The sequence below is a fragment of the Streptomyces sp. NPDC057136 genome (assembly GCF_042670885.1).
In the GTDB taxonomy this organism is placed as follows: domain Bacteria; phylum Actinomycetota; class Actinomycetes; order Streptomycetales; family Streptomycetaceae; genus Streptomyces.
The window spans coordinates 53,301-75,438 of record NZ_JBHUUV010000010.1 but is presented as its reverse complement, the minus strand read 5'-3'; the positions used below and the strand labels follow the sequence as shown (position 1 = coordinate 75,438).

At 69.9% G+C, this 22,138-nt stretch carries 17 protein-coding genes and 1 pseudogene; 9 read left to right on the top strand and 9 right to left on the bottom strand.

All coding sequences use genetic code 11. The annotated features are described in order from the left end of the window. The first annotated feature begins 148 nt into the window (after window positions 1–148). Genes pgi through ACFT7S_RS15130 form a run of 3 tightly spaced genes read left to right on the top strand, consistent with a single transcriptional unit; the run spans window position 149 to window position 3,818 of the window. Complete coding sequence (pgi, locus tag ACFT7S_RS15140; protein ID WP_382731536.1) at window positions 149–1,801, top strand: glucose-6-phosphate isomerase; 1,653 nt, start codon at window positions 149–151, stop codon at window positions 1,799–1,801. A gap of 5 nt (window positions 1,802–1,806) precedes the next feature. Beyond that, entirely contained in the window at window positions 1,807–2,310 is a 504-nt protein-coding gene (locus tag ACFT7S_RS15135; protein WP_382731533.1) for a PH domain-containing protein, read from the top strand. Next, entirely contained in the window at window positions 2,307–3,818 is a 1,512-nt protein-coding gene (locus ACFT7S_RS15130) for a PH domain-containing protein (RefSeq protein ID WP_382731530.1), read from the top strand. The genes ACFT7S_RS15135 and ACFT7S_RS15130 overlap by 4 nt, the downstream gene beginning before the upstream one ends. Here ACFT7S_RS15130 and ACFT7S_RS15125 read toward each other — a convergent pair. From ACFT7S_RS15125 to tkt, 6 genes are all read right to left on the bottom strand, one after another. Next, window positions 3,815–4,180, bottom strand: a complete 366-nt coding sequence (locus ACFT7S_RS15125; RefSeq protein WP_382731527.1) for a VOC family protein — start codon at window positions 4,178–4,180, stop codon at window positions 3,815–3,817. The two genes, ACFT7S_RS15130 and ACFT7S_RS15125, sit on opposite strands and share 4 nt — an antisense overlap. 80 nt (window positions 4,181–4,260) lie before the next feature. Next, on the bottom strand, window positions 4,261–5,043 hold the full coding sequence (pgl, locus tag ACFT7S_RS15120) for a 6-phosphogluconolactonase (RefSeq protein ID WP_382731524.1): 783 nt from the start codon (window positions 5,041–5,043) through the stop codon (window positions 4,261–4,263). Beyond that, complete coding sequence (gene opcA, locus ACFT7S_RS15115; protein ID WP_382731521.1) at window positions 5,040–6,071, bottom strand: glucose-6-phosphate dehydrogenase assembly protein OpcA; 1,032 nt, start codon at window positions 6,069–6,071, stop codon at window positions 5,040–5,042. The genes pgl and opcA overlap by 4 nt, the downstream gene beginning before the upstream one ends. Further along, entirely contained in the window at window positions 6,068–7,600 is a 1,533-nt protein-coding gene (gene zwf, locus ACFT7S_RS15110) for a glucose-6-phosphate dehydrogenase (protein WP_382731519.1), read from the bottom strand. The genes opcA and zwf overlap by 4 nt, the downstream gene beginning before the upstream one ends. A gap of 5 nt (window positions 7,601–7,605) precedes the next feature. After that, complete coding sequence (gene tal, locus ACFT7S_RS15105; RefSeq protein WP_382731516.1) at window positions 7,606–8,724, bottom strand: transaldolase; 1,119 nt, start codon at window positions 8,722–8,724, stop codon at window positions 7,606–7,608. A 34-nt stretch (window positions 8,725–8,758) separates the two neighbouring features. After that, on the bottom strand, window positions 8,759–10,846 hold the full coding sequence (gene tkt / locus ACFT7S_RS15100) for a transketolase (protein WP_382731513.1): 2,088 nt from the start codon (window positions 10,844–10,846) through the stop codon (window positions 8,759–8,761). 287 nt (window positions 10,847–11,133) lie between these two features. Between tkt and ACFT7S_RS15095 the strand changes: the two genes are divergently transcribed. The 3 genes and pseudogenes from ACFT7S_RS15095 to ACFT7S_RS15085 form a co-directional block, all read left to right on the top strand. Then, entirely contained in the window at window positions 11,134–12,087 is a 954-nt protein-coding gene (locus ACFT7S_RS15095; RefSeq protein WP_382731512.1) for a heme o synthase, read from the top strand. 96 nt (window positions 12,088–12,183) lie between these two features. Continuing rightward, window positions 12,184–12,540 (top strand): hypothetical protein, encoded by a 357-nt coding sequence (locus ACFT7S_RS15090; RefSeq protein WP_382731510.1) that lies wholly within the window; start codon window positions 12,184–12,186, stop codon window positions 12,538–12,540. Between the two features lie 160 nt (window positions 12,541–12,700). Then, a pseudogene (locus ACFT7S_RS15085) lies at window positions 12,701–13,113 on the top strand (amidohydrolase); the annotation flags it as partial. Here ACFT7S_RS15085 and ACFT7S_RS15080 read toward each other — a convergent pair. The 3 genes from ACFT7S_RS15080 to ACFT7S_RS15070 all read right to left on the bottom strand — a co-directional run bounded on the left by ACFT7S_RS15080 (window position 13,097) and on the right by ACFT7S_RS15070 (window position 15,833). Beyond that, entirely contained in the window at window positions 13,097–14,068 is a 972-nt protein-coding gene (locus tag ACFT7S_RS15080; protein WP_382731507.1) for a heme A synthase, read from the bottom strand. The pseudogene ACFT7S_RS15085 and the gene ACFT7S_RS15080 overlap by 17 nt on opposite strands. 74 nt (window positions 14,069–14,142) lie before the next feature. Beyond that, the gene (locus ACFT7S_RS15075; protein WP_382731505.1) at window positions 14,143–14,910 is read right to left on the bottom strand and encodes an ABC transporter permease; all 768 of its coding nucleotides are present in this window, start codon (window positions 14,908–14,910) and stop codon (window positions 14,143–14,145) included. Next, window positions 14,907–15,833: an ABC transporter ATP-binding protein gene (locus tag ACFT7S_RS15070; RefSeq protein WP_382731503.1), complete on the bottom strand. Its 927-nt coding sequence runs from the start codon at window positions 15,831–15,833 to the stop codon at window positions 14,907–14,909. The genes ACFT7S_RS15075 and ACFT7S_RS15070 overlap by 4 nt, the downstream gene beginning before the upstream one ends. A gap of 343 nt (window positions 15,834–16,176) precedes the next feature. Between ACFT7S_RS15070 and ACFT7S_RS15065 the strand changes: the two genes are divergently transcribed. The 3 genes from ACFT7S_RS15065 to sufB all read left to right on the top strand — a co-directional run bounded on the left by ACFT7S_RS15065 (window position 16,177) and on the right by sufB (window position 22,138). After that, entirely contained in the window at window positions 16,177–19,764 is a 3,588-nt protein-coding gene (locus tag ACFT7S_RS15065) for a S8 family serine peptidase (RefSeq protein WP_382731501.1), read from the top strand. Window positions 19,765–19,982: 218 nt separating this feature from the next. After that, entirely contained in the window at window positions 19,983–20,720 is a 738-nt protein-coding gene (locus ACFT7S_RS15060) for a helix-turn-helix transcriptional regulator (protein WP_382731498.1), read from the top strand. Continuing rightward, window positions 20,717–22,138: a Fe-S cluster assembly protein SufB gene (gene sufB / locus ACFT7S_RS15055; protein ID WP_382731495.1), complete on the top strand. Its 1,422-nt coding sequence runs from the start codon at window positions 20,717–20,719 to the stop codon at window positions 22,136–22,138. The genes ACFT7S_RS15060 and sufB overlap by 4 nt, the downstream gene beginning before the upstream one ends.

Genomic DNA, 22,138 nt, shown 5'->3' with positions numbered 1-22,138 from the left:
TTCACCGGCCGGTCACCCCAAGGGTGCCCGGCCGGACCGCTTTTCCCGTGCCGCATCCCGCCCTCGCGCCGCACACCCCTCGGATCAATTAAGTTGGAGGGGCAGCGGGGCATGTGCAGGTACGAGAAGAAGTGGGCTGATACCCGGGATGAACGCACAAAGCCGAACGAAGCTCAATCAGACGCCCGAGTGGGCGGCTCTCGGCAAGCACCGTGAGGAACTCGGCGGGACCCAGCTGCGACAGCTGTTCGCCGAGGCACCGGACCGCGGAACCGACTACACCCTCCGGGTCGGCGACCTCCTGGTCGACTACTCCAAGAACCTGGTCACCGACGAGACGCTCCGCCTACTGCGCGAGCTCGCCGCCGCCACCGGTGTCCCGGAGCTGCGGGACGCGATGTTCCACGGCGAGAAGATCAACACCACCGAGGACCGGGCCGTCCTGCACACCGCGCTCCGCGCTCCGCGCGACGCCGTGATCGAGGTCGACGGCGAGAACGTGGTGCCCGCCGTGCACGCCGTCCTGGACAAGATGGCGGCCTTCTCCGACCGCGTCAGGTCGGGGGAGTGGACCGGCCACACGGGCAAGCGCATCAAGAACGTCGTGAACATCGGCATCGGCGGCTCCGACCTCGGTCCCGCCATGGCGTACGAGGTGCTGCGCTCCTTCACGGACCGTTCGCTCACCCTCCGCTTCGTGTCGAACGTCGACGGAGCCGACCTCCACGAGGCCCTGCAGGGCCTGGACCCGGCCGAGACGCTGTTCGTCATCGCCTCGAAGACGTTCACCACGATCGAGACCATCACCAACGCCACCTCCGCCCGCGACTGGCTGCTCACGGGCCTGAGGGCCGGTCAGGAAGCCGTCGCCAAGCATTTCGTGGCGCTGTCGACCAACGCCGAGAAGGTCGCCGACTTCGGCATCGACACGGCCAACATGTTCGAGTTCTGGGACTGGGTCGGCGGCCGTTACTCGTACGACTCGGCGATCGGTCTCTCGCTGATGATCGCCGTCGGTCCGGACCGCTTCCGCGAGATGCTCGACGGCTTCCACCTCGTCGACGAGCACTTCCGTAACGCCCCGGCCGAGGAGAACGCCCCGCTGCTGCTCGGCCTGTTGGGCGTCTGGTACGGCGGGTTCTTCGACGCCCAGTCGCATGCCGTGCTGCCCTACAGCCACTATCTCTCCAAGTTCACGGCGTACTTGCAGCAGCTGGACATGGAGTCCAACGGCAAGTCCGTGGACCGGGACGGCAATCCGGTGGAGTGGCAGACCGGCCCGGTCGTCTGGGGCACGCCCGGGACCAACGGGCAGCACGCCTATTACCAGTTGATCCACCAGGGCACCAAGGTCATCCCCGCCGACTTCATCGGTTTCGCCGAGCCGGTCGAGGATCTGCTGCCCGGACTGGTCGCCCAGCACGATCTGCTGATGGCCAACTTCTTCGCCCAGACCCAGGCGCTGGCCTTCGGTAAGACGCCGGACGAGGTCCGTGCGGAGGGCGTGCCCGAGGAACTGGTGCCGCACAAGACGTTCCGCGGCAACCACCCGACGACCACGATCCTCGCCGACAGGCTGACCCCGTCGGTGCTCGGCCAGCTCATCGCGCTGTACGAGCACAAGGTCTTCGTCCAGGGCGCCATCTGGAACATCGACTCCTTCGACCAGTGGGGCGTCGAGCTCGGCAAGGTCCTCGCCAAGAAGATCGAGCCGGTCCTGATCGAGGGCACCGGCGGAGAGCAGCTCGACAGCTCCACCGCCGCGCTCGTCGCCGCCTACCGCACGCTGCGGGGACGCTGAGCGGCGTGGTGACGGGGGAGGGGACGGTACGGCTGCGGCCACCGCGCAACACCCTGGACCGCCGGGCCGTCGGCTGGTGGCGGGCCCAGTGGCTGCTGCTGACCGCGGTGCCCGTGCTGGTGCTGGGTGTGCTCGGCGCGTTCATCGGGCCCGCCCGGTTCTGGCTGCTGACGGCCGCCGCGGTCCTGGCGGTCACCGGTCTGGTCTGCGCCGTCCTCTTCCCCCTCTGGTGGTTCCGCACGCACCGCTGGGAAGTCACCGACGAAGCGGTCTACGTCCGGACGGGCGTCTTCCGGCAGGAGTGGCGGATCGCGCCGATGTCCCGGATTCAGACCGTGGACACCGTGCGCGGCCCCCTGGAACAGCTCTGGAAGCTCGCCACGGTCACCGTCACCACCGCGTCCGCCAAGGGCGCCGTACGGATCGAGGGCCTCGACCACGAGGTGGCGGCGGAGCTGGCCGGGCGGCTGACCCGGATCACCCAGGACACCCCCGGGGACGCCACATGAGCACCCCCGCGGACGACTGGCGGCGCCTCGACCGGCGTACGGTCCTGGTCACCGCACTCGTCACGACGGGGGTACTGCTGGGCGCGGCCGTAACGGTCGCCCTCGCGCTCGCCGGACGCTTCGGGACCGGCAGGGCCCTGGTCTGGGTACCGGCCGCCGTCGTCGTACTCACCGGCTGCTCGGCGGGGATCGACTACGTCCGCTGGCGCCGCACCCGCTACCGCGTCGGCACCGAGCGCGTCGCACTGCACACCGGCCTCCTGCTGGTGAAGGAGCGCTCGCTGGCCCGGGAACGTATCCGCAGCGTCGACCTCACGGCCCGTCCGCTGCTGCGCCTCCTCGGACTCGTCACGGTCCGGATCGGCACGGGCGAACACGCGGGCAGCGACTCGACGCTGGAGCTCGACCCGGTGACCCGTGCCGAGGGCGAGCGGCTGCGCCGCCTGCTCCTGGAACGCGCGGCCACCGGTCCGGCGGGCAGCCACCGCGAGGGCGAACTGATCGCGCTGAACCTCCGGTGGATCGGATACGCGCCGGTGTCCTTCGTCGCCCCCATGCTGGGCGGCGCCGCGGTCGGGGCCGTGCTGCAGGTCAGCGAGTGGGTCGGGGCGCAGGGCCAGGTGATCGCCTGGATCCGCGACCTGTTCCGCGACACCCCGCTGCTCTGGACGGTCCTCGTCCTGGTCGTCGCCGCGGCGGTCGCGGGCGTCATCGGCGCGCTCGGACTCTGGGTCGAGATGTGGTGGAGCTACCGGCTGGAGCGTGAACCGGGCGGCACCCTGCGGGTCCGCCGCGGGCTCTTCACCTCCCGGTCGGTCTCCATCGAGGAACGGCGGCTGCGCGGGGTCGACCTCGTCGAGCCGCTAGGCGTCCGGCTGATGGGCGCCGCCCGGCTGGACGCGATCACGACGGGCCTGGCCAAGGACGACGAGGAACAGCACGGCGCCCACAACACCCTGCTGCCGGCCGTGCCCCGCGAGCTCGCCGACACGGTCGCCGCCGACGTCCTGCGCGAGCGGTCGACCCCCACGGGCGCCGTACTGACCGGCCACCCGCGCGCCGCCCGCCGCCGACGGCTCGGCTGGGCCCTCTGGGCCGTGCTGGTGCCCGTAGCGGTCCTGGCCGTCCTCGGGGCCCTGCTGACGCCGGTCCTGCTCTGGATCGCCCTGGCCTGCGCGGTGGTGTTCCTGCCGCTCGCGGTGCTCCTCGCCCTCGACGCGTACCGCGCCCTGGGACACGCCGTCGGCGGCGACTATCTGGTGACCCGCTCCGGCACGGTCCGGCGCTCCACGGCCGCGCTGGATCGGGCCGGGGTGATCGGCTGGACGGTGCGGCAGTCCTACTTCCAGCGGCGGTCCGGGCTCCTGAGCGTCACCGCCACGACGGCCGCCGGATCGGGCGCTTACACGGCGTACGACACCGACGCGTCCGAGGGCCTCGACTTCGCGTCCGCGGCCGTCCCTGGGCTCCTGGAACCGTTCCTGGAGCGCACCGGGACCACGCCCTAGACCTGACCGTGCGTCGTGTCGATGACGCAGAAGCGGTTGCCCTCCGTGTCGGCGAGCACCACGAAGTCCGGGTCCGGCGGATAGAGCTCCCAGACCACCCGGACCGCCCCGAGCGCGAGCAGCCGGTCCACCTCGGCGTCCTGCTCGTCGGTGTACAGGTCGAGATGGACCCGGGGAACCTCCTGCACGGGCGACTCGCTCCGCCCCAGAGACAGCCCGACGCCGTGCCCCTCGGCCGGGACCAGCACCACCCAGTCGTCCGTCAGCGGTTCGCGCTCGACGTACTCCAGTGCCGCCTTCCAGAACGACGCCGCACGCCGTACGTCCGACGCACCCATCACCACAGTTCCGATACGCACCATGGGCCGAAGCCTTTCACGACGGAGGCCCGGCCCGCTCCTGAGAGCGAACCGGGCCTCCGTACAGTCTTGCTGACGACCTCTCAGGGAGAGGCCGGCGGGTAGAGCGCGCGCGGCAGCTGCGAGGCCGCCGCCGCGTCCAGCAGCCACAGGGTGCGGCTGCGTCCGTACGCACCCGCCGCCGGAGCCTGGATCTCCCCGGCGCCGGACAGGGCGATGGCCGCGGCCTCCGCCTTGTCCTCGCCCGCCGCCAGCAGCCACACCTCGCGCGCCGCCCGGATGGCGGGCAGCGTGAGCGAGACACGGGTCGGCGGCGGCTTGGGCGCACCGTGCACACCGACGACGGTGCGCTCGGTCTCCCGTACCGCGGGCAGCTCCGGGAAGAGCGAAGCGACATGCGTGTCCGGTCCGACGCCCAGCATCAGCACGTCGAACGTCGGTACGGGGCCGTGGTTCTCCGGCCCCGAAGCCGCGGCGAGCTCGGCCGCGTAACCGGCGGCGGCCGCGTCCGCGTCGTCGCCGTACGGGCCGTCCGAAGCGGGCATCGCGTGCACCCGGGACGGGTCCAGCGCCACCGAGTCCAGCAGGGCCTTGCGGGCCTGCGTGACATTGCGCTCCGGATCGCCCTCGGGCAGGAAACGCTCGTCGCCCCACCACAGGTCGAGCCGCGACCAGTCGATCGCGTCCCGCGCGGGCGTGGCGGCGAGCGCGGCCAGCAGACCGTTGCCGTTGCGCCCGCCGGTCAGCACCACCGAGGCGTATCCGCGTGCGGCCTGGGCGTCCACGACCTTCGTGATCAGCCGGGCCGCCGCGGCCTGCGCCATCAGCTCCTTGTCGCGGTGCACGACCAGTTGGGGAGCGGTCACTTCGACGCCGCCTTCTTGGCAGCGGCCTTCTTGGCGGCCGTTGCCGTGGCCGCCGGGGTGACGGCCGGGGGCTTCTCCTCGGACCCGGCCGGCTTCGCCTCGGCGCTGCCCAGCTTGTCCAGGCCGAACTTCACCGCCGAGGCGTAGGTGTTGTCCGGGTCGAGGCGCCGCAGCTCCTCCGCGAGGAGTTCGGCGGTCTCCCGCCGCTTGAGCGCCACTCCGCGGTCCGGCTGCCCCTGCATGGAGAGCGTGGCCAGCGAACCGTCGGGCCGGTGCAGCGTGACGGTGCCGTTCTTGGTCTCCATGCGGACGGCCGTCAGACCGGGGCCGGAGGAGTGCGTCCGCTCCACCGGGACACCGAGCCGGTCCGCGAGCCACATGGCGAGCAGCTCGCAGCTCGGGTTGTCCGATTCGCCCTCGACCGTGGCTGCCACGACCTCGGCCACCTGCTGGTCGAGCGCGGCGGCCAGCATCGAACGCCACGGCGTGATGCGGGTCCACGCCAGGTCGGTGTCGCCGGGGTTGTACGTCGCCCCGCGCACGGCCAGTTCGTCGAGCGGCCGGGCCGCCGAGTAGCTGTCCGTGATACGGCGCTGGGCCAGCGCGCCCAGCGGGTCCTTCGCCGGGTCGGCGGGCGCGTCCTGCGGCCACCACACCACGACGGGTGCGTCCGGCAGCAGCAGCGGCAGGACCACCGACTGGGCGTGGTTGGCCAGTTCGCCGTGCAGCCGCAGGACGACGGTCTCGCCGGTGCCCGAGTCGGAACCGACCCGCACCTCGGCGTCGAGCCGTGCGTCACGCCGGCTGCGCGGTGAACGGCTGACCCGCTTGATCACCGCGATGATCCGCGAGGGGTGCTCGCGGGAGGAGTCGCTCGCCGCCTTGAGGGCGTCGTACGCGTTCTCCTCGTCGGTGACGATGACGAGGGTCAGCACCATGCCGATGGCCGGTGTGCCGATGGCACGACGGGCCGACACGAGCGCCTGATTGATCTTGCTGGACGTGGTTTCCGTGAGATCGATCTTCATGGCCGGCGCCAGCTCCGTCCGTCGCGTGCGAGCATCTCGTCAGCCTCGGCCGGACCCCAGGTACCGGCCCCGTACTGAGCGGGCTTGCCGTGCTTGTCCCAGTACTCCTCGATCGGGTCGAGGATGTTCCAGGAGAGTTCGACCTCCTGGTGGCGGGGGAAGAGGTTGGCGTCGCCGAGCAGCACATCGAGGATGAGCCGCTCGTACGCCTCCGGGCTGGACTCCGTGAAGGACTCGCCGTACGCGAAGTCCATCGTGACGTCCCGGACCTCCATCGAGGTGCCGGGCACCTTCGAACCGAACCGCACGGTCACGCCCTCGTCCGGCTGGACCCGGATGACCAGGGCGTTGCCGCCCAGCTCCTCGGTCGCGCCGGACTCGAAGGGCAGATACGGGGCGCGCTTGAAGACGACCGCGATCTCCGTGACCCGGCGGCCGAGCCGCTTTCCGGTACGGAGGTAGAACGGCACGCCCGCCCAGCGGCGGTTGTTGATCGTCAGCTTGATCGCGGCGAAGGTGTCGGTCGTCGACTTGGGGTCGATGCCTTCCTCCTCCAGATAGCCGAGGTTCTCTTCGCCGCCCTGCCAGGCGTGGGCGTACTGGCCGCGCACGGTGTGCTTGCCCAGGTCGTCCGGCAGCTCCACCGCCGTGAGCACCTTGAGCTTCTCGGCGACCAGGGCCTTGGGGTGGAAGGAGCCGGGCTCCTCCATCGCCGTCAGCGCCAGCAGTTGGAGCAGGTGGTTCTGGATGACGTCACGGGCCGCGCCGATGCCGTCGTAGTAACCGGCCCGGCCGCCGATGCCGATGTCCTCGGCCATCGTGATCTGGACGTGGTCGACGTAGGACCGGTTCCAGATCGGCTCGAACATCGTGTTGGCGAAGCGCAGCGCCAGGATGTTCTGGACCGTCTCCTTGCCCAGGTAGTGGTCGATACGGAAGACCTCGTGGGGCGGGAACACATCGTGCACGAGCTGGTTGAGCTCCTGCGCGCTGGCGAGGTCGTGACCGAACGGCTTCTCGATGACGGCACGCCGCCAGGAGCCTTCCTTCTGGTCGGCGAGCCCGTGCTTCTTGAGCTGCTGGACGACCTGGGGGAAGAACTTCGGCGGCACGGACAGGTAGAAGGCGAAGTTGCCGCCCGTGCCCTGTCCCTTGTCGAGCTCCTGGATGGTGGCCTTAAGGGTCTCGAAGGCCTCGTCGTCGTCGAAGTTGCCCTGGACGAAGCGCATCCCCTGGATGAGCTGCTGCCAGACCTCTTCACGGAACGGTGTACGGGCGTGCTGCTTTACGGCGTCGTGGACCTCCTGTGCGAAGTCCTCGTTCTGCCACTCGCGGCGGGCGAAGCCGATGAGCGAGAAGCCCGGCGGCAGCAGGCCGCGGTTGGCCAGGTCATAGACAGCGGGCATCAGCTTTTTACGGGACAAATCGCCCGTGACGCCAAAGATGACCAGGCCCGACGGCCCCGCGATACGCGGGAGCCGTCGGTCCTGGGCGTCACGAAGCGGGTTGGCTCCGGGAACACCAGACAAGGTGGTCAGCCCTCCGAAGGGGCGAGGCGCTTGAGTTCCGCCTCGGTGGAGTTGAGCAGGTCGATCCAGGACGCCTCGAACTTCTCGACGCCCTCGTCCTCGAGGAGCTGGACGACGTCGTCGTAGCTGACCCCGAGCTTCTCGATCGCTTCGAGGTCGGCGCGGCCCTGGTCGTAGCTGCCCGCGATGGTGTTGCCGGTGATCTCGCCGTGGTCGGCGACCGCGTCGAGCGTGGCCTCCGGCATGGTGTTGACCGTGTTCGGGGCGACGAGCTCGTCGACGTACAGGGTGTCCTTGAGGGACGGGTCCTTCACGCCGGTGGAGGCCCACAGCGGGCGCTGCTTATTGGCCTGCGCCTTGTCAAGGGCGGCCCAGCGGTCGCCCGCGAAGACCTCCTCGTACGCCTCGTAGGCCAGGCGCGCGTTGGCGAGGGCGGACTTGCCCTTCGCGGCCTTGGCCTCGTCGCCGCCGATCGCGTCGAGACGCTTGTCGATCTCGGTGTCCACGCGGGACACGAAGAACGAGGCGACCGAGTGGATCTTCGAGAGGTCCAGGCCGGCGGCCTTCGCCTTCTCCAGGCCCGCCAGGTAGGCCTCCATCACCTCGCGGTAGCGCTCCAGCGAGAAGATCAGCGTCACGTTGACGCTGATGCCCCGGCCGATGACCTCGGTGATCGCCGGCAGACCGGCCTTCGTCGCCGGGATCTTGATGAGCGTGTTCGGCCGGTCCACCAGCCAGGCGAGCTGCTTGGCCTCGGCGATGGTGGCCACGGTGTTGTGCGCCAGGCGCGGGTCGACCTCGATGGAGACCCGGCCGTCCTGGCCGTCCGTCGCGTCGAAGACCGGACGCAGGATGTCGGCGGCGTCGCGGACGTCCACCGTCGTGATCATGCGGATGGCCTCGTCGACGGTGACCTTCCGGGCGGCGAGGTCGGTGAGCTGCTGCTCGTAACCGTCACCGTGCGAGATCGCCTTCTGGAAGATCGACGGGTTGGTGGTGACACCGACGACGTGCTGCTGGTCGATCAGCTCGGCGAGGTTGCCCGAAGTGATCCGCTTGCGCGACAGGTCGTCGAGCCAGATCGCCACGCCCTCGTCGGAGAGGCGCTTGAGTGCGTCTGTCATGGGAAATGCATCTCCTACTAGTCGTATACCGGCGTCAGCGCGCGCAGGCGGCCAGAGATTCCCGGGCGGCGGCCGCGACGTGCTCGGCGGTGAAGCCGAACTCGCGGAAGAGGACCTTGGCGTCGGCGGAGGCACCGAAGTGCTCCAGCGAGACGATCCGGCCGGCGTCACCGACGTACCGGTGCCAGGTCAGGCCGATGCCCGCCTCGACGGCGACACGGGCCTTCAGGGACGGCGGCAGAACGCTGTCCTTGTATGCCTGGTCCTGCTCCTCGAACCACTCGACGCACGGCATCGACACGACACGCGTCGGCACACCGGCGGCCTGGAGCTGCTCGCGGGCCTCGACTGCGAGGTGCACCTCGGAGCCGGTGCCGATCAGTACGACCTGGGGCTCGCCGCCCTCGGCGTCGAAGAGCACGTAACCGCCCTTGGCGGCGTCCTCGTTCGCCTCGTACGTCGGCACACCCTGCCGGGTCAGCGCCAGACCGTGCGGGGCGCCCTTGCCGAACACCTTGGTGTAGCGGCGCAGGATCTCGCGCCAGGCGATGGTGGTCTCGTTCGCGTCGGCCGGGCGCACGATGTTCAGGCCCGGGATCGCGCGCAGCGAGGCCAGGTGCTCCACCGGCTGGTGGGTCGGGCCGTCCTCGCCGAGGCCGATCGAGTCGTGCGTCCACACGTACGTCACCGGGAGGTGCATCAGCGCGGACAGGCGCACGGCGTTGCGCATGTAGTCGGAGAACACCAGGAAGGTGCCGCCGTAGATACGCGTGTGGCCGTGCAGCGCGATGCCGTTCATGGCGGCGGCCATGGAGTGCTCGCGGATGCCGAAGTGGATCGTCCGGCCGTACGGGTCCGCCTCGGGCAGCGGGTTGCCGGCCGGGAGGAACGACGACGTCTTGTCGATCGTCGTGTTGTTCGAGCCCGCCAGGTCGGCGGAGCCGCCCCACAGCTCGGGGATGACGTCGCCCAGGGCCTGGAGCACCTTGCCGGAGGCCGCGCGGGTCGCGACGGACTTGCCCGCCTCGAACACCGGAAGCTTCTGCTCCCAGCCGTCGGGGAGCTCGCCCGCGGAGATCCGGTCGAACTCGGCGGCGCGCTCCGGGTTGGCGGTACGCCACGCGGCGAGGGACTTCTCCCACTCGGCCTTGACCTCACGGCCGCGGTCCAGCGCCTCACGGGTGTGCCCGATGACCTCGTCGGAGACCTCGAAGCTCTTCTCGGGGTCGAAGCCGAGCACCCGCTTGGTGGCCGCGACCTCGTCGTCGCCGAGAGCCGAGCCGTGCGCGGCCTCGGTGTCCTGGGCGTTCGGGGCGGGCCAGGCGATGATCGAGCGGGCCGCGATGAAGGACGGGCGCTCCGTCTCGGCCTTGGCGGCCTGGAGCGCCGTGTAGAGACCCGCGGGGTCGAGGTCGCCGCTGGGCAGCTGCTCGACGCGCTGGACGTGCCAGCCGTACGCCTCGTAACGCTTGAGGGTGTCCTCGGAGACCGCGGCCTCCGTGTCGCCCTCGATCGAGATGTGGTTGTCGTCCCACAGCATGACGAGGCTGCCGAGCTTCTGGTGCCCGGCCAGCGAGGACGCCTCCGCGGAGATGCCCTCCTGGAGGCAGCCGTCACCGGCGATGACGTAGACGTTGTGGTCGAACGGGGAGGTGCCGGGGGCCGCCTCCGGGTCGAACAGACCGCGCTCGTAACGGGCGGCCATGGCCATACCGACGGCGTTGGCGACACCCTGGCCGAGCGGCCCGGTCGTCGTCTCCACGCCCGTGGTGTGGCCGTACTCCGGGTGACCCGGGGTCTTGGAACCCCAGGTGCGGAACGCCTTGAGGTCATCGAGCTCCAGGCCGTATCCGGCCAGGTAGAGCTGGATGTAGAGCGTCAGGCTGGAGTGGCCCGCAGAGAGCACGAACCGGTCACGTCCGGCCCACTCCGCGTCCGCGGGGTCGTGCCGCATCACCTTCTGGAAGAGGGTGTACGCGGCGGGAGCCAGGCTCATCGCCGTACCCGGGTGGCCGTTTCCGACCTTCTGTACGGCGTCCGCGGCGAGGACGCGGACAGTGTCCACGGCCCGCTGGTCCAATTCGGTCCACTGGAGGTCTGTGGTGGTCGGCTTGGTGCTCACCCTGAGTCAGGGCTCCTCTCCACTGTCGTAAACCGGTGGCTGATACCGCACCGGGCGATGTCGAGCCTACCCCCGACACAACGCGCTGCTTTCGAGTAGTTACCAGGGTGACGGCGACCTGCGGAGTTCGCCTGCTGACGGAAGGTGTCCGTTCACTACGGCGCCAACTCAACACGAGCCCACCCCCCGCGAAGGGCGGTGTATCCGCAGCGTCTACAGTGGTCTGGTTCGCGCAAGTCTTTACCGGGCCTTCACTCCCGGAGCTTGCTGGGATTTCTCTGTCAGGGGTGTGCGTGACGGCCGTCGAGTCCCGACCCGCAGGGGTCGCCTTGACTCCGAGCCCAGGGGGCCATCGCCCGTTCGGGGCCCGCATCAAGGCATTCGTGGCGCTTACCAAGCCGCGAATCATCGAGCTGTTGCTCATCACCACCGTTCCGGTGATGTTCCTCGCCGCTCAAGGTGTTCCAGACCTGTGGCTCGTACTCACCACCACCATCGGCGGATATCTCTCCGCGGGTGGTGCCAACGCGCTGAACATGTACATCGACCGCGACATCGACGCGCTGATGGACCGCACATCGCAACGTCCGCTGGTCACCGGCATGGTGAGCCCCGTCGAGTGCCTCGTATTCGGTATCTCCCTCGCCGTGATTTCCACCGTCTGGTTCGGTCTGCTCGTCAACTGGCTCTCGGCGGCCCTCGCACTCGGGGCGCTGCTCTTCTACGTCGTCGTCTACACGATGCTCCTGAAGCGCCGGACCTCGCAGAACATCGTCTGGGGCGGAATCGCCGGCTGCATGCCGGTTCTCATCGGCTGGTCCGCCGTCACCAATTCCCTCTCGTGGGCCGCGGTCATTCTCTTCGCCGTCATCTTCTTCTGGACGCCGCCGCATTACTGGCCGCTTTCGATGAAGGTGAAGGCGGACTACGCCCGGGTCGGCGTCCCGATGCTTCCGGTCATCGCCACCAATCAGGTGGTCGCCCGCCAGATCGTCATCTACAGCTGGGTGATGGTGGCGGTGTCGCTGCTGCTGACCCCGCTCGGCTACACGGGCTGGTTCTACACGGCGGTGGCCCTCCTGACCGGCGCCTTCTGGCTCTGGGAGGCGCACGGCCTGCAGACCCGGGCCAACTCCGGAGTGACCGGCGCCAAGCTCAAGGAGATGCGGCTGTTCCACTGGTCCATCACCTACGTCTCGCTGCTCTTCGTCGCCGTCGCGGTGGACCCCTTCCTGCGGTAACCCGGCGCATGCGCTTCCGCCGACGGGCGGGTCACGTGGCACAGACCACGTGGCCCGCCCGTCGCCAGTTGATCTACTGCTCGGTAGCATCGATGCATGGCAGAGACGGCAGAGACCCAGCAGGTGGACAGCAGGCAGGCGGCCCGCGCGGAGCGCAGGGCGGCGAAGCTGGCCAGGCAGATCGGCGCGTTCGCCAAGGAGCACGGCGGTGCCGAGGGCCACCTCGCCCACACGGGACAGACGGGCACCCGCATCGTCCTCGTCGGGCAGGACGGCGGCTGGGGCGACCTCGTCGCACCCTCGTACGCGGTGGCCGACAGCGCGACGCGGAAGTCCGGGATCACGATGCACGAGAGCTTCGACGGCGACTTCGCCGCCAAGATCCGCACAGGACCGTACGAGTGGACCCGGATGGCCGGTATCCAGCTCGGCGGGCCCTCAAACAACCGCTGAGCCGTTCGGGACAGCACACGGTTCGACGGTGCCGGAGGTGTCGGCGACCTGCCCGGCGCGCAAGAGGCGGCGGGTGGTCTCCGCGACGCCCAGTTCCCTACGCCCTCGCGAGATAGTGCGCCGGCGCGCAGTGCGCCTCCAGGTCCAGCAGGGGGCGGGCACCAGCGGTCTCGGCACCGACCTGGTGCTGCTGCACAGCTACCCGAACCACCGCAGCGCCGCCCGGCTGGCGGGCGCGCACCCGCATGTCTACGCGGATCTGGGCCCCGCCCTCGCCCGTACGGGGGCGCGCGCCGGGGCCGTACTGGCGGAGATCCTGGAGCTCGCCCCGTTCGGCAAGCTGCTGTACTCCAGCGGGGCGCAGGCACTGCCCGAGCTCCATCTGGTCGCGGCACGGCAGTTCCATGCGGCGCTCGGCCGGGTGCTGGGCGGCTGGGTGACGGACGGCGCGTGGTCACGTGCCGACGCGGCACGGTCGCCGGACTGATCGGCTCGGGCAACGCGCGGCGGGTCTACGGGCTGGACGGCCGACCCGCCGGAGCGGAGCCGGCCGGGGTCAGCTCGCGACGGTGACGGCCGGGGTCTCCCGCGCGGGGATGCCGGCCGTGACCTGCGGACGCTCCCGCATGCTCAGGAACAGTCGCAGCACGGCGATCCACATCAGCGAGGAGCCGAGCATGTGGACGGACACCAGGACCTCGGGGACATCGCTGAAGTACTGCACGTAACCGATCGCGCCCTGCGCCAGCAGCACGATCAGCAGGTCACGGGCGCGCGCCCGGGTGTCGACGGGGGCGTCGACCACCCGCAGCGCCAGCCACATGGCGATGGCCAGGGCGCAGACCACCCACGCGGAGATGGCGTGCACATGCGCTGCGGCGGTCCAGTCCCACGGCATGCGCGGTACGTCGCTGCTGTCACCGGCGTGCTTGCCGGAACCGGTCACCGTCGTGCCGAGGGCGATCAGGACCACCGTGGTGACGACGATCGCCCAGGACAGGCCGCGCACCGGCCGCGGGGCGCGCGGGCGGGGTGCACCGTCGCCCTCGCCGATCCGCACCCAGGTGATGACGGCGACCGCGAGCAGGCCGTTGGCGAGCAGGAAGTGACCGGCCACCGTCCACGGGTTGAGGCCCGCCCAGACCGTGATACCGCCGAGCACGGCGTTCCCCATCACGAGCCAGAACTGTGACCAGGCGAGCCGGGTCAGCGTGCGCCGGCGGGGCTTGGCGGAACGTACCGCGACGATCGCCCAGCCGACGGCGGCCGACAGGACGTAGGTGAGCATCCGGTTGCCGAACTCGATCGCCCCGTGCAGGCCCTGCTCGGGCGTGGCGAAGAGGCTGTCGTCCGTGCACTTGGGCCAGGTGTCGCAGCCCAGACCGGAACCGGTCAGCCGGACGGCACCGCCCGTGATGATGACGAACACGGTCATCACGACTGCGGAGAGAGCGGCGCGCCGGACCACCTCGTTGGACGGAGTCCAGCGCTTGGCGATGTAGGAGAGGGGGGTTTCCACGCGAACCATCGTAGGCGGGGGCTTGTGCATGTTTTCACGAGGGGTGCGTTACGCCCGAATGCCCCCGTCAGCAGCCCGGGCGCCTACTCCCAGCGGAAGAACCTGGCCGCAGCGCCCAGCCCCAGCACCGCCCACACCGCGAGGATTCCGGCCTCGCCCCACGGCATCGGGGCGCCGTGCTGGAGGACGTCCCGCAGCCCCTCCGAAAGGGCAGAGACCGGCAGCAGCCCCAGGACCGACTGGACCGCGTCCGGGAACTTGTCGAGCGGCACGATCACGCCGCCGCCCACCAGGAGCAGCAGAAAGACCAGGTTGGCGGCGGCGAGCGTCGCCTCCGCCTTCAGCGTCCCGGCCATCAGGAGTCCGAGGCCGGAGAACGCCGCGGTGCCCAGCACCAGAAGCAGCAGTACGGCGAAGGGGTTGCCCTCGGGGGACCAGCCGAGCGCGAACGCGATCCCCGTCAGCAGCACGATCTGCAACACCTCGGTGACCAGCACCGACAGGGTCTTCGCCGTCATCAGCGCCCAGCGCGGCAGCGGTGAGGCACCGAGCCGTTTGAGCACCCCGTAGCGCCGTTCGAAGCCGGTGGCGATGGCCTGGCCGGTGAAGGCCGTGGACATCACGGCCAGGGCGAGAACGCCCGGAGCCAGGAAGTCGACCGACTTGCCGGCGCCCGTGTCGACGACGTCGACCGCGCTGAACAGCACCAGGAGCAACGTCGGGATGATCACCGTGAGGAGCAGCTGCTCGCCGTTGCGCAGGAGCATCCGCGTCTCCAGCGCCGTCTGCGCGGCGATCATGCGGGGCAGCGGGGCCGCGCCGGGACGGGGGGTGTACGTACCGGCGCTCATGCGCGCAGCTCCTTGCCGGTCAGTTCCAGGAAGACGTCCTCGAGTGTGTGCCGCTCCACGGCGATACCGGACGGCATCACTCCGTGCTGGGCGCACCAGGAGGTCACGGTGGCCAGCAACTGAGGGTCGACCTCTCCCGTGATGCGGTACGCGCCCGAGGTCAGCTCGGCCGCCGCCGAGCCGTCGGGCAGCGCCTTGAGCAGCGAGCCGATGTCGAGACCGGGGCGGCCGGTGAAGCGCAGGGTGTTCTCGGCGCCGCCGCGGCACAGCGACTCCGGGCTGCCCTGGGCGATGACCCGGCCCGCGTCGATGATGGCCACGTCGTCGGCGAGCTCCTCGGCCTCGTCCATGAAGTGGGTGGTCAGGACGACCGAGACGCCGTCGGCGCGCAGTTCCCGTACGAGATCCCAGGTGGACCGGCGCGCCTGCGGGTCCAGGCCCGCGGTCGGCTCGTCGAGAAAGACCAGCTCGGGGCGGCCCACGACGGCCATCGCCAGGGCGAGCCGCTGCTGCTGGCCGCCGGAGAGCCGGCGGTAGGTGGTGCGCCCGCAGCTGCCGACGCCGAGCCGTTCGATCAGGGCGTCGACGTCCAGCGGGTGGGCGTACAGCTTGGCCATGTGGCGCAGCATCTCGTCGGCCCGCGCGCCGGAGTAGACGCCGCCGGACTGGAGCATCACGCCGACCCGGGGGCGCAGCGCCCCGGCGTCGGCGACCGGGTCGAGGCCGAGGACGCGTACGGTCCCGGCGTCCGGCCGCCGGTAGCCCTCGCAGGTCTCGATGGTGGTGGTCTTGCCGGCGCCGTTGGGGCCGAGGACCGCGGTGACCGCGCCGGCCCGGACGTCGAGGTCGAGGCCGTCCACTGCGGTCTTGGTGCCGTACCGCTTCACCAGGCCGGTGACCTGGACGAGAGGCTCGCTGTTCATGGCCGGTAAGTCTAGGCAGTGACCGAAGGGCCCCGGGGCGCGGGTCCTGCGAACCGGATTTCGCCAATGTGGCGGCAGGCCGGGGCGCGGCCCCGCTGCGGAACCCGTGGGTAGGTGCCCGCAGGACGCCTCGGTACACCCCGAAGTCCGGCCAATCCCCGTACCGGGCTCCGGTGGGCGCCCTACCCCCGCCGCCCCAGGTCCCCCATGCTCCTCCCTGAGCTCAAGCGGTTGCTGTGCCCCCCACACGTGTCAGCGGGCAGCGGCAGCTGTGAGTGGCACCCGCGCCTGTTCCTTCATCCCCTACGGCGGGAGACCCCCGCCGACTTCTGAAGGAGAGCTCGTGATCCGACGTTCCATGCGTCTCAGACGGCGGTCCGCCGCCGCACTTCTCACTGCGGCAGCGACCGCGATACCACTCGTGATCAGCGCCTCGCCGGCCCAGGCACGGACGGACGACCCCGCGCCGCGGTCCGCCTACGAGACCAAGTCCGAGGGCAAGCTGCTCAAACAGTTCGCCGGCCGGGAGAAGGTGACCTTCTGGGTGAGCCTCGTGGAGGAAGCGGATGTCCCGTCCGCCCGCGCGGCGAAGGGCAAGACCGCCAAGGCCCGTGCCGTCTACGAGACGAAGACCGCGTTCGCCAAGAAGTCCCAGGCCGGGGTCATCAAGCTGGCCGAGGACGCCGGAGCGGCGTACACCTCGTTCTGGATCGCCAACACCGTGCAGATCACCGGTGACAAGGCACTCGCCGAGAAGATCGCGGCCCGTCCGGACGTGGCCGCCATAGAGGCCGACGACCCGGTCACGATTCCCGACCCACTGCCCGGCACCAGCGAGCCCGAGGTCGACGCCGTCGAGTGGAACCTCGACCGGATCAACGCCCCGAAGGTCTGGAACGACCTGGGCGTACGCGGTGACGGCATCGTCGTGGCCAGCATCGACAGCGGGGTCCAGTTCGACCACCCGGCGGTCGCGGCCGCCTACCGCGGCCTGAAGGCGGACGGCACGTACGACCACGCGTACAACTGGTTCGACCCCACCAAGGTCTGCACGGGCACCGTGCCCTGCGACAACAACGGCCACGGCACCCACACCATGGGCACCATGGTCGGCGACGACGGTGCCGGCAATCAGGTGGGTGTCGCCCCAGGCGCCCGGTGGATCGCCGCCAAGGGCTGCGGGACCAGCTCCTGCGCCCAGGCGACGCTGCTCGCCTCCGGCCAGTGGATGGTCGCGCCCACGGACGCCTCCGGCGCCAACCCCCGGCCGGACCTGGCACCGGACGTGGTGAACAACTCCTGGGGCTCGAACGTCATCGACACCTGGTACAAGGCGACCGTCCAGTCATGGCGTGACGCGGGCATCTTCCCCGCCTTCTCCAACGGAAACAACGGCTCCGGCTGCAACACCTCGGGGTCGCCCGGCGCTTACTCCAACAGCTACTCATCGGGTGCCTTCGACATCAACAACGCCATCGCGAGCTTCTCCTCGCGCGGTACCGGCGAGGCCGGCACGCTCAAGCCGAACCTCTCGGCGCCCGGTGTCAACGTCCGCTCCTCGTGGATGGGCGGCGGCTACAACACCATTTCCGGTACGTCGATGGCCTCCCCGCACACCGCCGCCACCGTGGCGCTGATGTGGTCGGCCTCGCCCGCGATCCGCGGCAACATCGCGGAGACGGAGAAGCTCCTCGACCAGACCGCGATCGACACCGACAACACGACCTGCGGCGGCACGGCGGCCAAGAACAACGTCTGGGGCGAAGGGCGCCTCGACGCGTACGCCGCGGTCAGCGCCACCCCGCGCGGCCCGCTCGGCGCACTCGGCGGCACGGTCGGCTCCGGTGACGCGGCCGTCGCGGACGCCACCGTGACCCTGGACGGACCGATGAAGTCCACCGTCACCACCGGCGCGGACGGCTCCTACGCCCTGCCCAAGGTGATGGTCGGCGACTACCGGGTCACTGTCTCCAAGTTCGGGTTCCACCCCACCGAGTCCACCGTCACCGTCGTCGAGAACGAGACGGCGACCAAGGACTTCACCCTGGAACAGGCGCCCAGCGCGACGCTCGGCGGCACCGTGAGGACCGAGGCGGGCGTCGAAGCCGGCGCGAACGTCGTGGTTCAGGGCACTCCGGTGAAGACGGTCTCGGCGGCCGACGGTACGTACTCGGTCACCCTGCCCGTAGGTACGTACAACGTGGCCGTCACCCCCGTCAGCCGCTGTGCCACGGCAGCGAGCGTGAGCGTGGAGCTGACCGCGTCGGTCACCAAGGACCTCGACCTGGCCAGCCGCGCGGACACCTTCGGCACGACCTGCCGGGCAGGCACGGGTGCCTTCCCGACCGGTGACACCAAGCTGGCCATGTCCAGCGCGACCAGCGGTTCGGCCCGCTTCGACCTGCCGTTCCCGGTCGGGCTGTACGGAAAGACGTACCGCGCCGCCACCGCCACCACCGAGGGCGTTCTCGGGCTCGGCTCCGTCAGCACCTCGTCGGTGAACGGCAGCCTGCCGACCACGGGTACTCCCAACGGAGCGCTCTACCCCTTCTGGGACAACCTGCAGATCGACAGCACCTCCGGGGTCTCGGGCGTCTACTGGGCGGCCCGCGGCACGGCGCCGCACCGCTCGGTGGTCGTCGAGTGGCGGGACGTGCAGATCACCGCCTCCACCACCCAGCGGATCAGCTTCGCCGCGGTCATCGGTGAGGACGGCAGCGTCTCCTACCACTACAAGGACATCGGCGAGGGCACCTACGAGAACGGTTCGAGCGCCACCGTCGGCATCGAGAGCGACACCGGTACGGACGCCCTGCTGTACTCGTACAACCAGGCGGCTGTCACCGACGGCATGGCCCTCTCCTTCAGCACCGGCAAGAGCGCCGTGCTGGCCGGCACGGTCACCGACGACAACGACGGCAAGCCGGTGGCCGGCGCCACCGTGAAGGTCGGCCAGGGCGGCACCGCCATCGCCACCGGCACCACAGGCGCCGACGGCAGCTACCTCGTCCAGGTCCCGGCGGGCACCACCGAGGCCGGCTACGACATCACGGTCGGCGCGGACCACTACGCCGGCGTCACCGCGGAGCGCGGACTGAAGGCCAAGGACATCGCCGTGGCCGACGCCGTGCTCAAGACCGGTCTGGTCACGGCCTCGGCTGCGGACTACGCCCTGGTCGTCCCGGCGGAGCAGGGCCGCACCCGCACCCTGACCGTGAGCAACTCGGGCACCGCCACCCCGTACACGGTGAAGGAACAGAGCGACGCCGCCTGGATCACGGTCGCACCGGCCTCCGGCGAACTGGCCAAGGGCGCCGAACAGAAGGTGGAGCTCACCTTCGACACCACGGGCGTCGCCCCGGGGACGGTTCTCACCGGCACCCTGCTCGTCTCCTCGGAGAGCGGCAGGGCGCCCGTCGTCGAGGTTCCGCTCAAGATCGTCGTCCCGGCCTACCAGGCGGCCCTCGACGCGGGCGTCGCCGGTTCGGTGACGGACCTGCTCGGTGACAGCTGGGGACCGGACCGGGAGTACGCGGCCGGTTCGTACGGCTACATCGGGACCACGAGCAAGACCGGCACGACGAGGACCATCTCCGGCACGAGCGAGCAGGCGCTGTACCGCACGGCCCGCAGCGGCGCGCTGGAGTACCGCTTCGACAACGTCCCCAACGGGGTCTACCGCGTCGAGCTGGGCTTTGCCGAGGTCAGCGGCACCAAGCCGGGGGCGAGGGTCTTCGATGTGCTCGCCGAGGGCAAGGAGTACGTCTCGAACCTCGACATCGCGCTGGAGAAGGGCACGTACACCGCACTGGACAAGACGATCACGGTGGAGGTCACCGACGGCCAGCTGAACGTCCGGCTGTCGGCGATCCACGGCAAATCCCTGGTGAACTCGGTCCGGGTCTCGCAGCGGCCTGACCTGACCGGCTGAACCACGACCGGCGGCTGACACGCCGGAGATCACGGCCCGTCCGGCACCTGCCGGGCGGGCTGCCGTGCGTCGCCGCGGCGGTTCCGTCGGACCGGTCGGGGCACGGGGGAATGATCATTTCCGCAGGTCAACTTAGGTATGCCTAAGTGACGAACCCCATCGGGCCATGATCAGGGGGCCGGTTGCCAGGCTCCGGTGAATTACGCAACAATGGCGTTGTGAAATACGTTGGCGAGGCTCCGCAGGAGGAACTCGCGACCGGTGAGCGTTCTACGCGCAACCGGGTCGCGCGCTCCATCCTGGACCATGGCCCGTCCACCGCCGCCGATCTGGCGAAGCGCGTGAGCCTTACCCAGGCCGCCGTCCGCCGCCATCTCGACGCCCTCGTCTCCGACGGTGTCGTCGAGGCCCGCGAACAGCGGGTGTACGGAGCACGGACCCGGGGGCGTCCCGCCAAGGTGTTCGCCCTGACGGACTGCGGCCGGGACGCATTCGACCAGTCCTACGACACGCTCGCAGCGGACGCCCTGCGCTGGATCGCCGAGACATCGGGCGACGAAGGGGTCATCGCGTTCGCCCGTGCCCGCATGGCCGCCCAGGCCGAGGTGTACCGCGCCGCGGTCGCGGCCGCGGACCCCGAGGACCGCACCGAGGCGCTGGCCAGGGCCTTGTCGGCCGACGGGTACGCTGCTACGGCGCGAAGCGCGCCCGGCCCGCAGCAGGGCGAGCAGTTGTGCCAGCACCACTGCCCGGTCGCGCATGTCGCCGAGCAGTTCCCGCAGCTGTGCGAGGCGGAGACGGAGCTCTTCTCCAGTCTGCTCGGGACCCATGTGCAGCGTCTGGCCACCCTCGCCCACGGCGACGGTGTGTGTACGACGTATGTGCCGCGCAGCGGCCACGCAACACCACAGACCACATCAGTATCTGCAAGCACTGCCGGGAGGAACCCCGCATGACGCTCCCCACGGAGACTGCCCACCCTGAGCTCGAGGGTCTGGGCACGTACGAATTCGGTTGGGCCGACTCCGACGCGGCAGGCGCTGCGGCCAAGCGCGGCCTCTCCGAGGCTGTCGTCCGCGACATCTCGGAGAAGAAGAACGAACCCGAGTGGATGCTGAAGCTGCGGCTCAAGGGCCTGAAGCTCTTCGGCAAGAAGCCCATGCCGAACTGGGGCTCGGACCTCTCGGGTATCGACTTCGACAACATCAAGTACTTCGTGCGGTCCACGGAGAAGCAGGCGGAGTCCTGGGAGGACCTGCCCGAGGACATCAAGAACACGTACGACAAGCTCGGCATCCCCGAGGCGGAGAAGCAGCGCCTCGTCGCCGGCGTCGCCGCGCAGTACGAGTCCGAGGTCGTCTACCACCAGATCAACGAGGAGCTGGAGGCGCAGGGTGTCATCTTCATGGACACCGACACCGCGCTGAAGGAGCACCCGGAGCTCTTCAAGGAGTACTTCGGCACCATCATCCCGGTCGGTGACAACAAGTTCGCCTCGCTGAACTCGGCCGTGTGGTCCGGAGGCTCGTTCATCTACGTGCCGAAGGGCGTGCACGTGGAGATTCCGCTCCAGGCCTACTTCCGTATCAACACGGAGAACATGGGCCAGTTCGAGCGGACGCTGATCATCGTCGACGAGGACGCCTACGTCCACTACGTCGAGGGCTGCACCGCGCCGATCTACTCCTCGGACTCGCTGCACTCCGCGGTCGTCGAGATCATCGTGAAGAAGGGCGGCCGCTGCCGCTACACGACCATCCAGAACTGGTCGAACAACGTCTACAACCTCGTCACCAAGCGCGCCGTGGCGTACGAGGGCGCGACCATGGAGTGGGTCGACGGCAACATCGGCTCCAAGGTCACCATGAAGTACCCGGCCGTCTACCTGATGGGCGAGCACGCCAAGGGCGAGACCCTGTCCATCGCCTTCGCGGGCGAGGGCCAGCACCAGGACGCCGGCGCCAAGATGGTCCACATGGCCCCGAACACCTCGTCCAACATCGTCTCCAAGTCGGTGGCACGAGGCGGCGGCCGTACGTCCTACCGCGGTCTCATCGAGATCGGCGAGGGCGCGCCGGGCGCGAAGTCCAATGTGCTCTGTGACGCGCTGCTCGTCGACACGATCTCGCGCTCCGACACCTACCCGTACGTCGACGTCCGCGAGGACGACGTGTCGATGGGTCACGAGGCGACCGTCTCCAAGGTCTCCGAGGACCAGCTCTTCTACCTCATGAGCCGCGGACTCACCGAGTTCGAGGCCATGGCGATGATCGTGCGCGGCTTCGTCGAGCCGATCGCCAAGGAGCTGCCCATGGAGTACGCCCTGGAGCTCAACCGGCTGATCGAGCTGCAGATGGAGGGTTCGGTCGGCTAG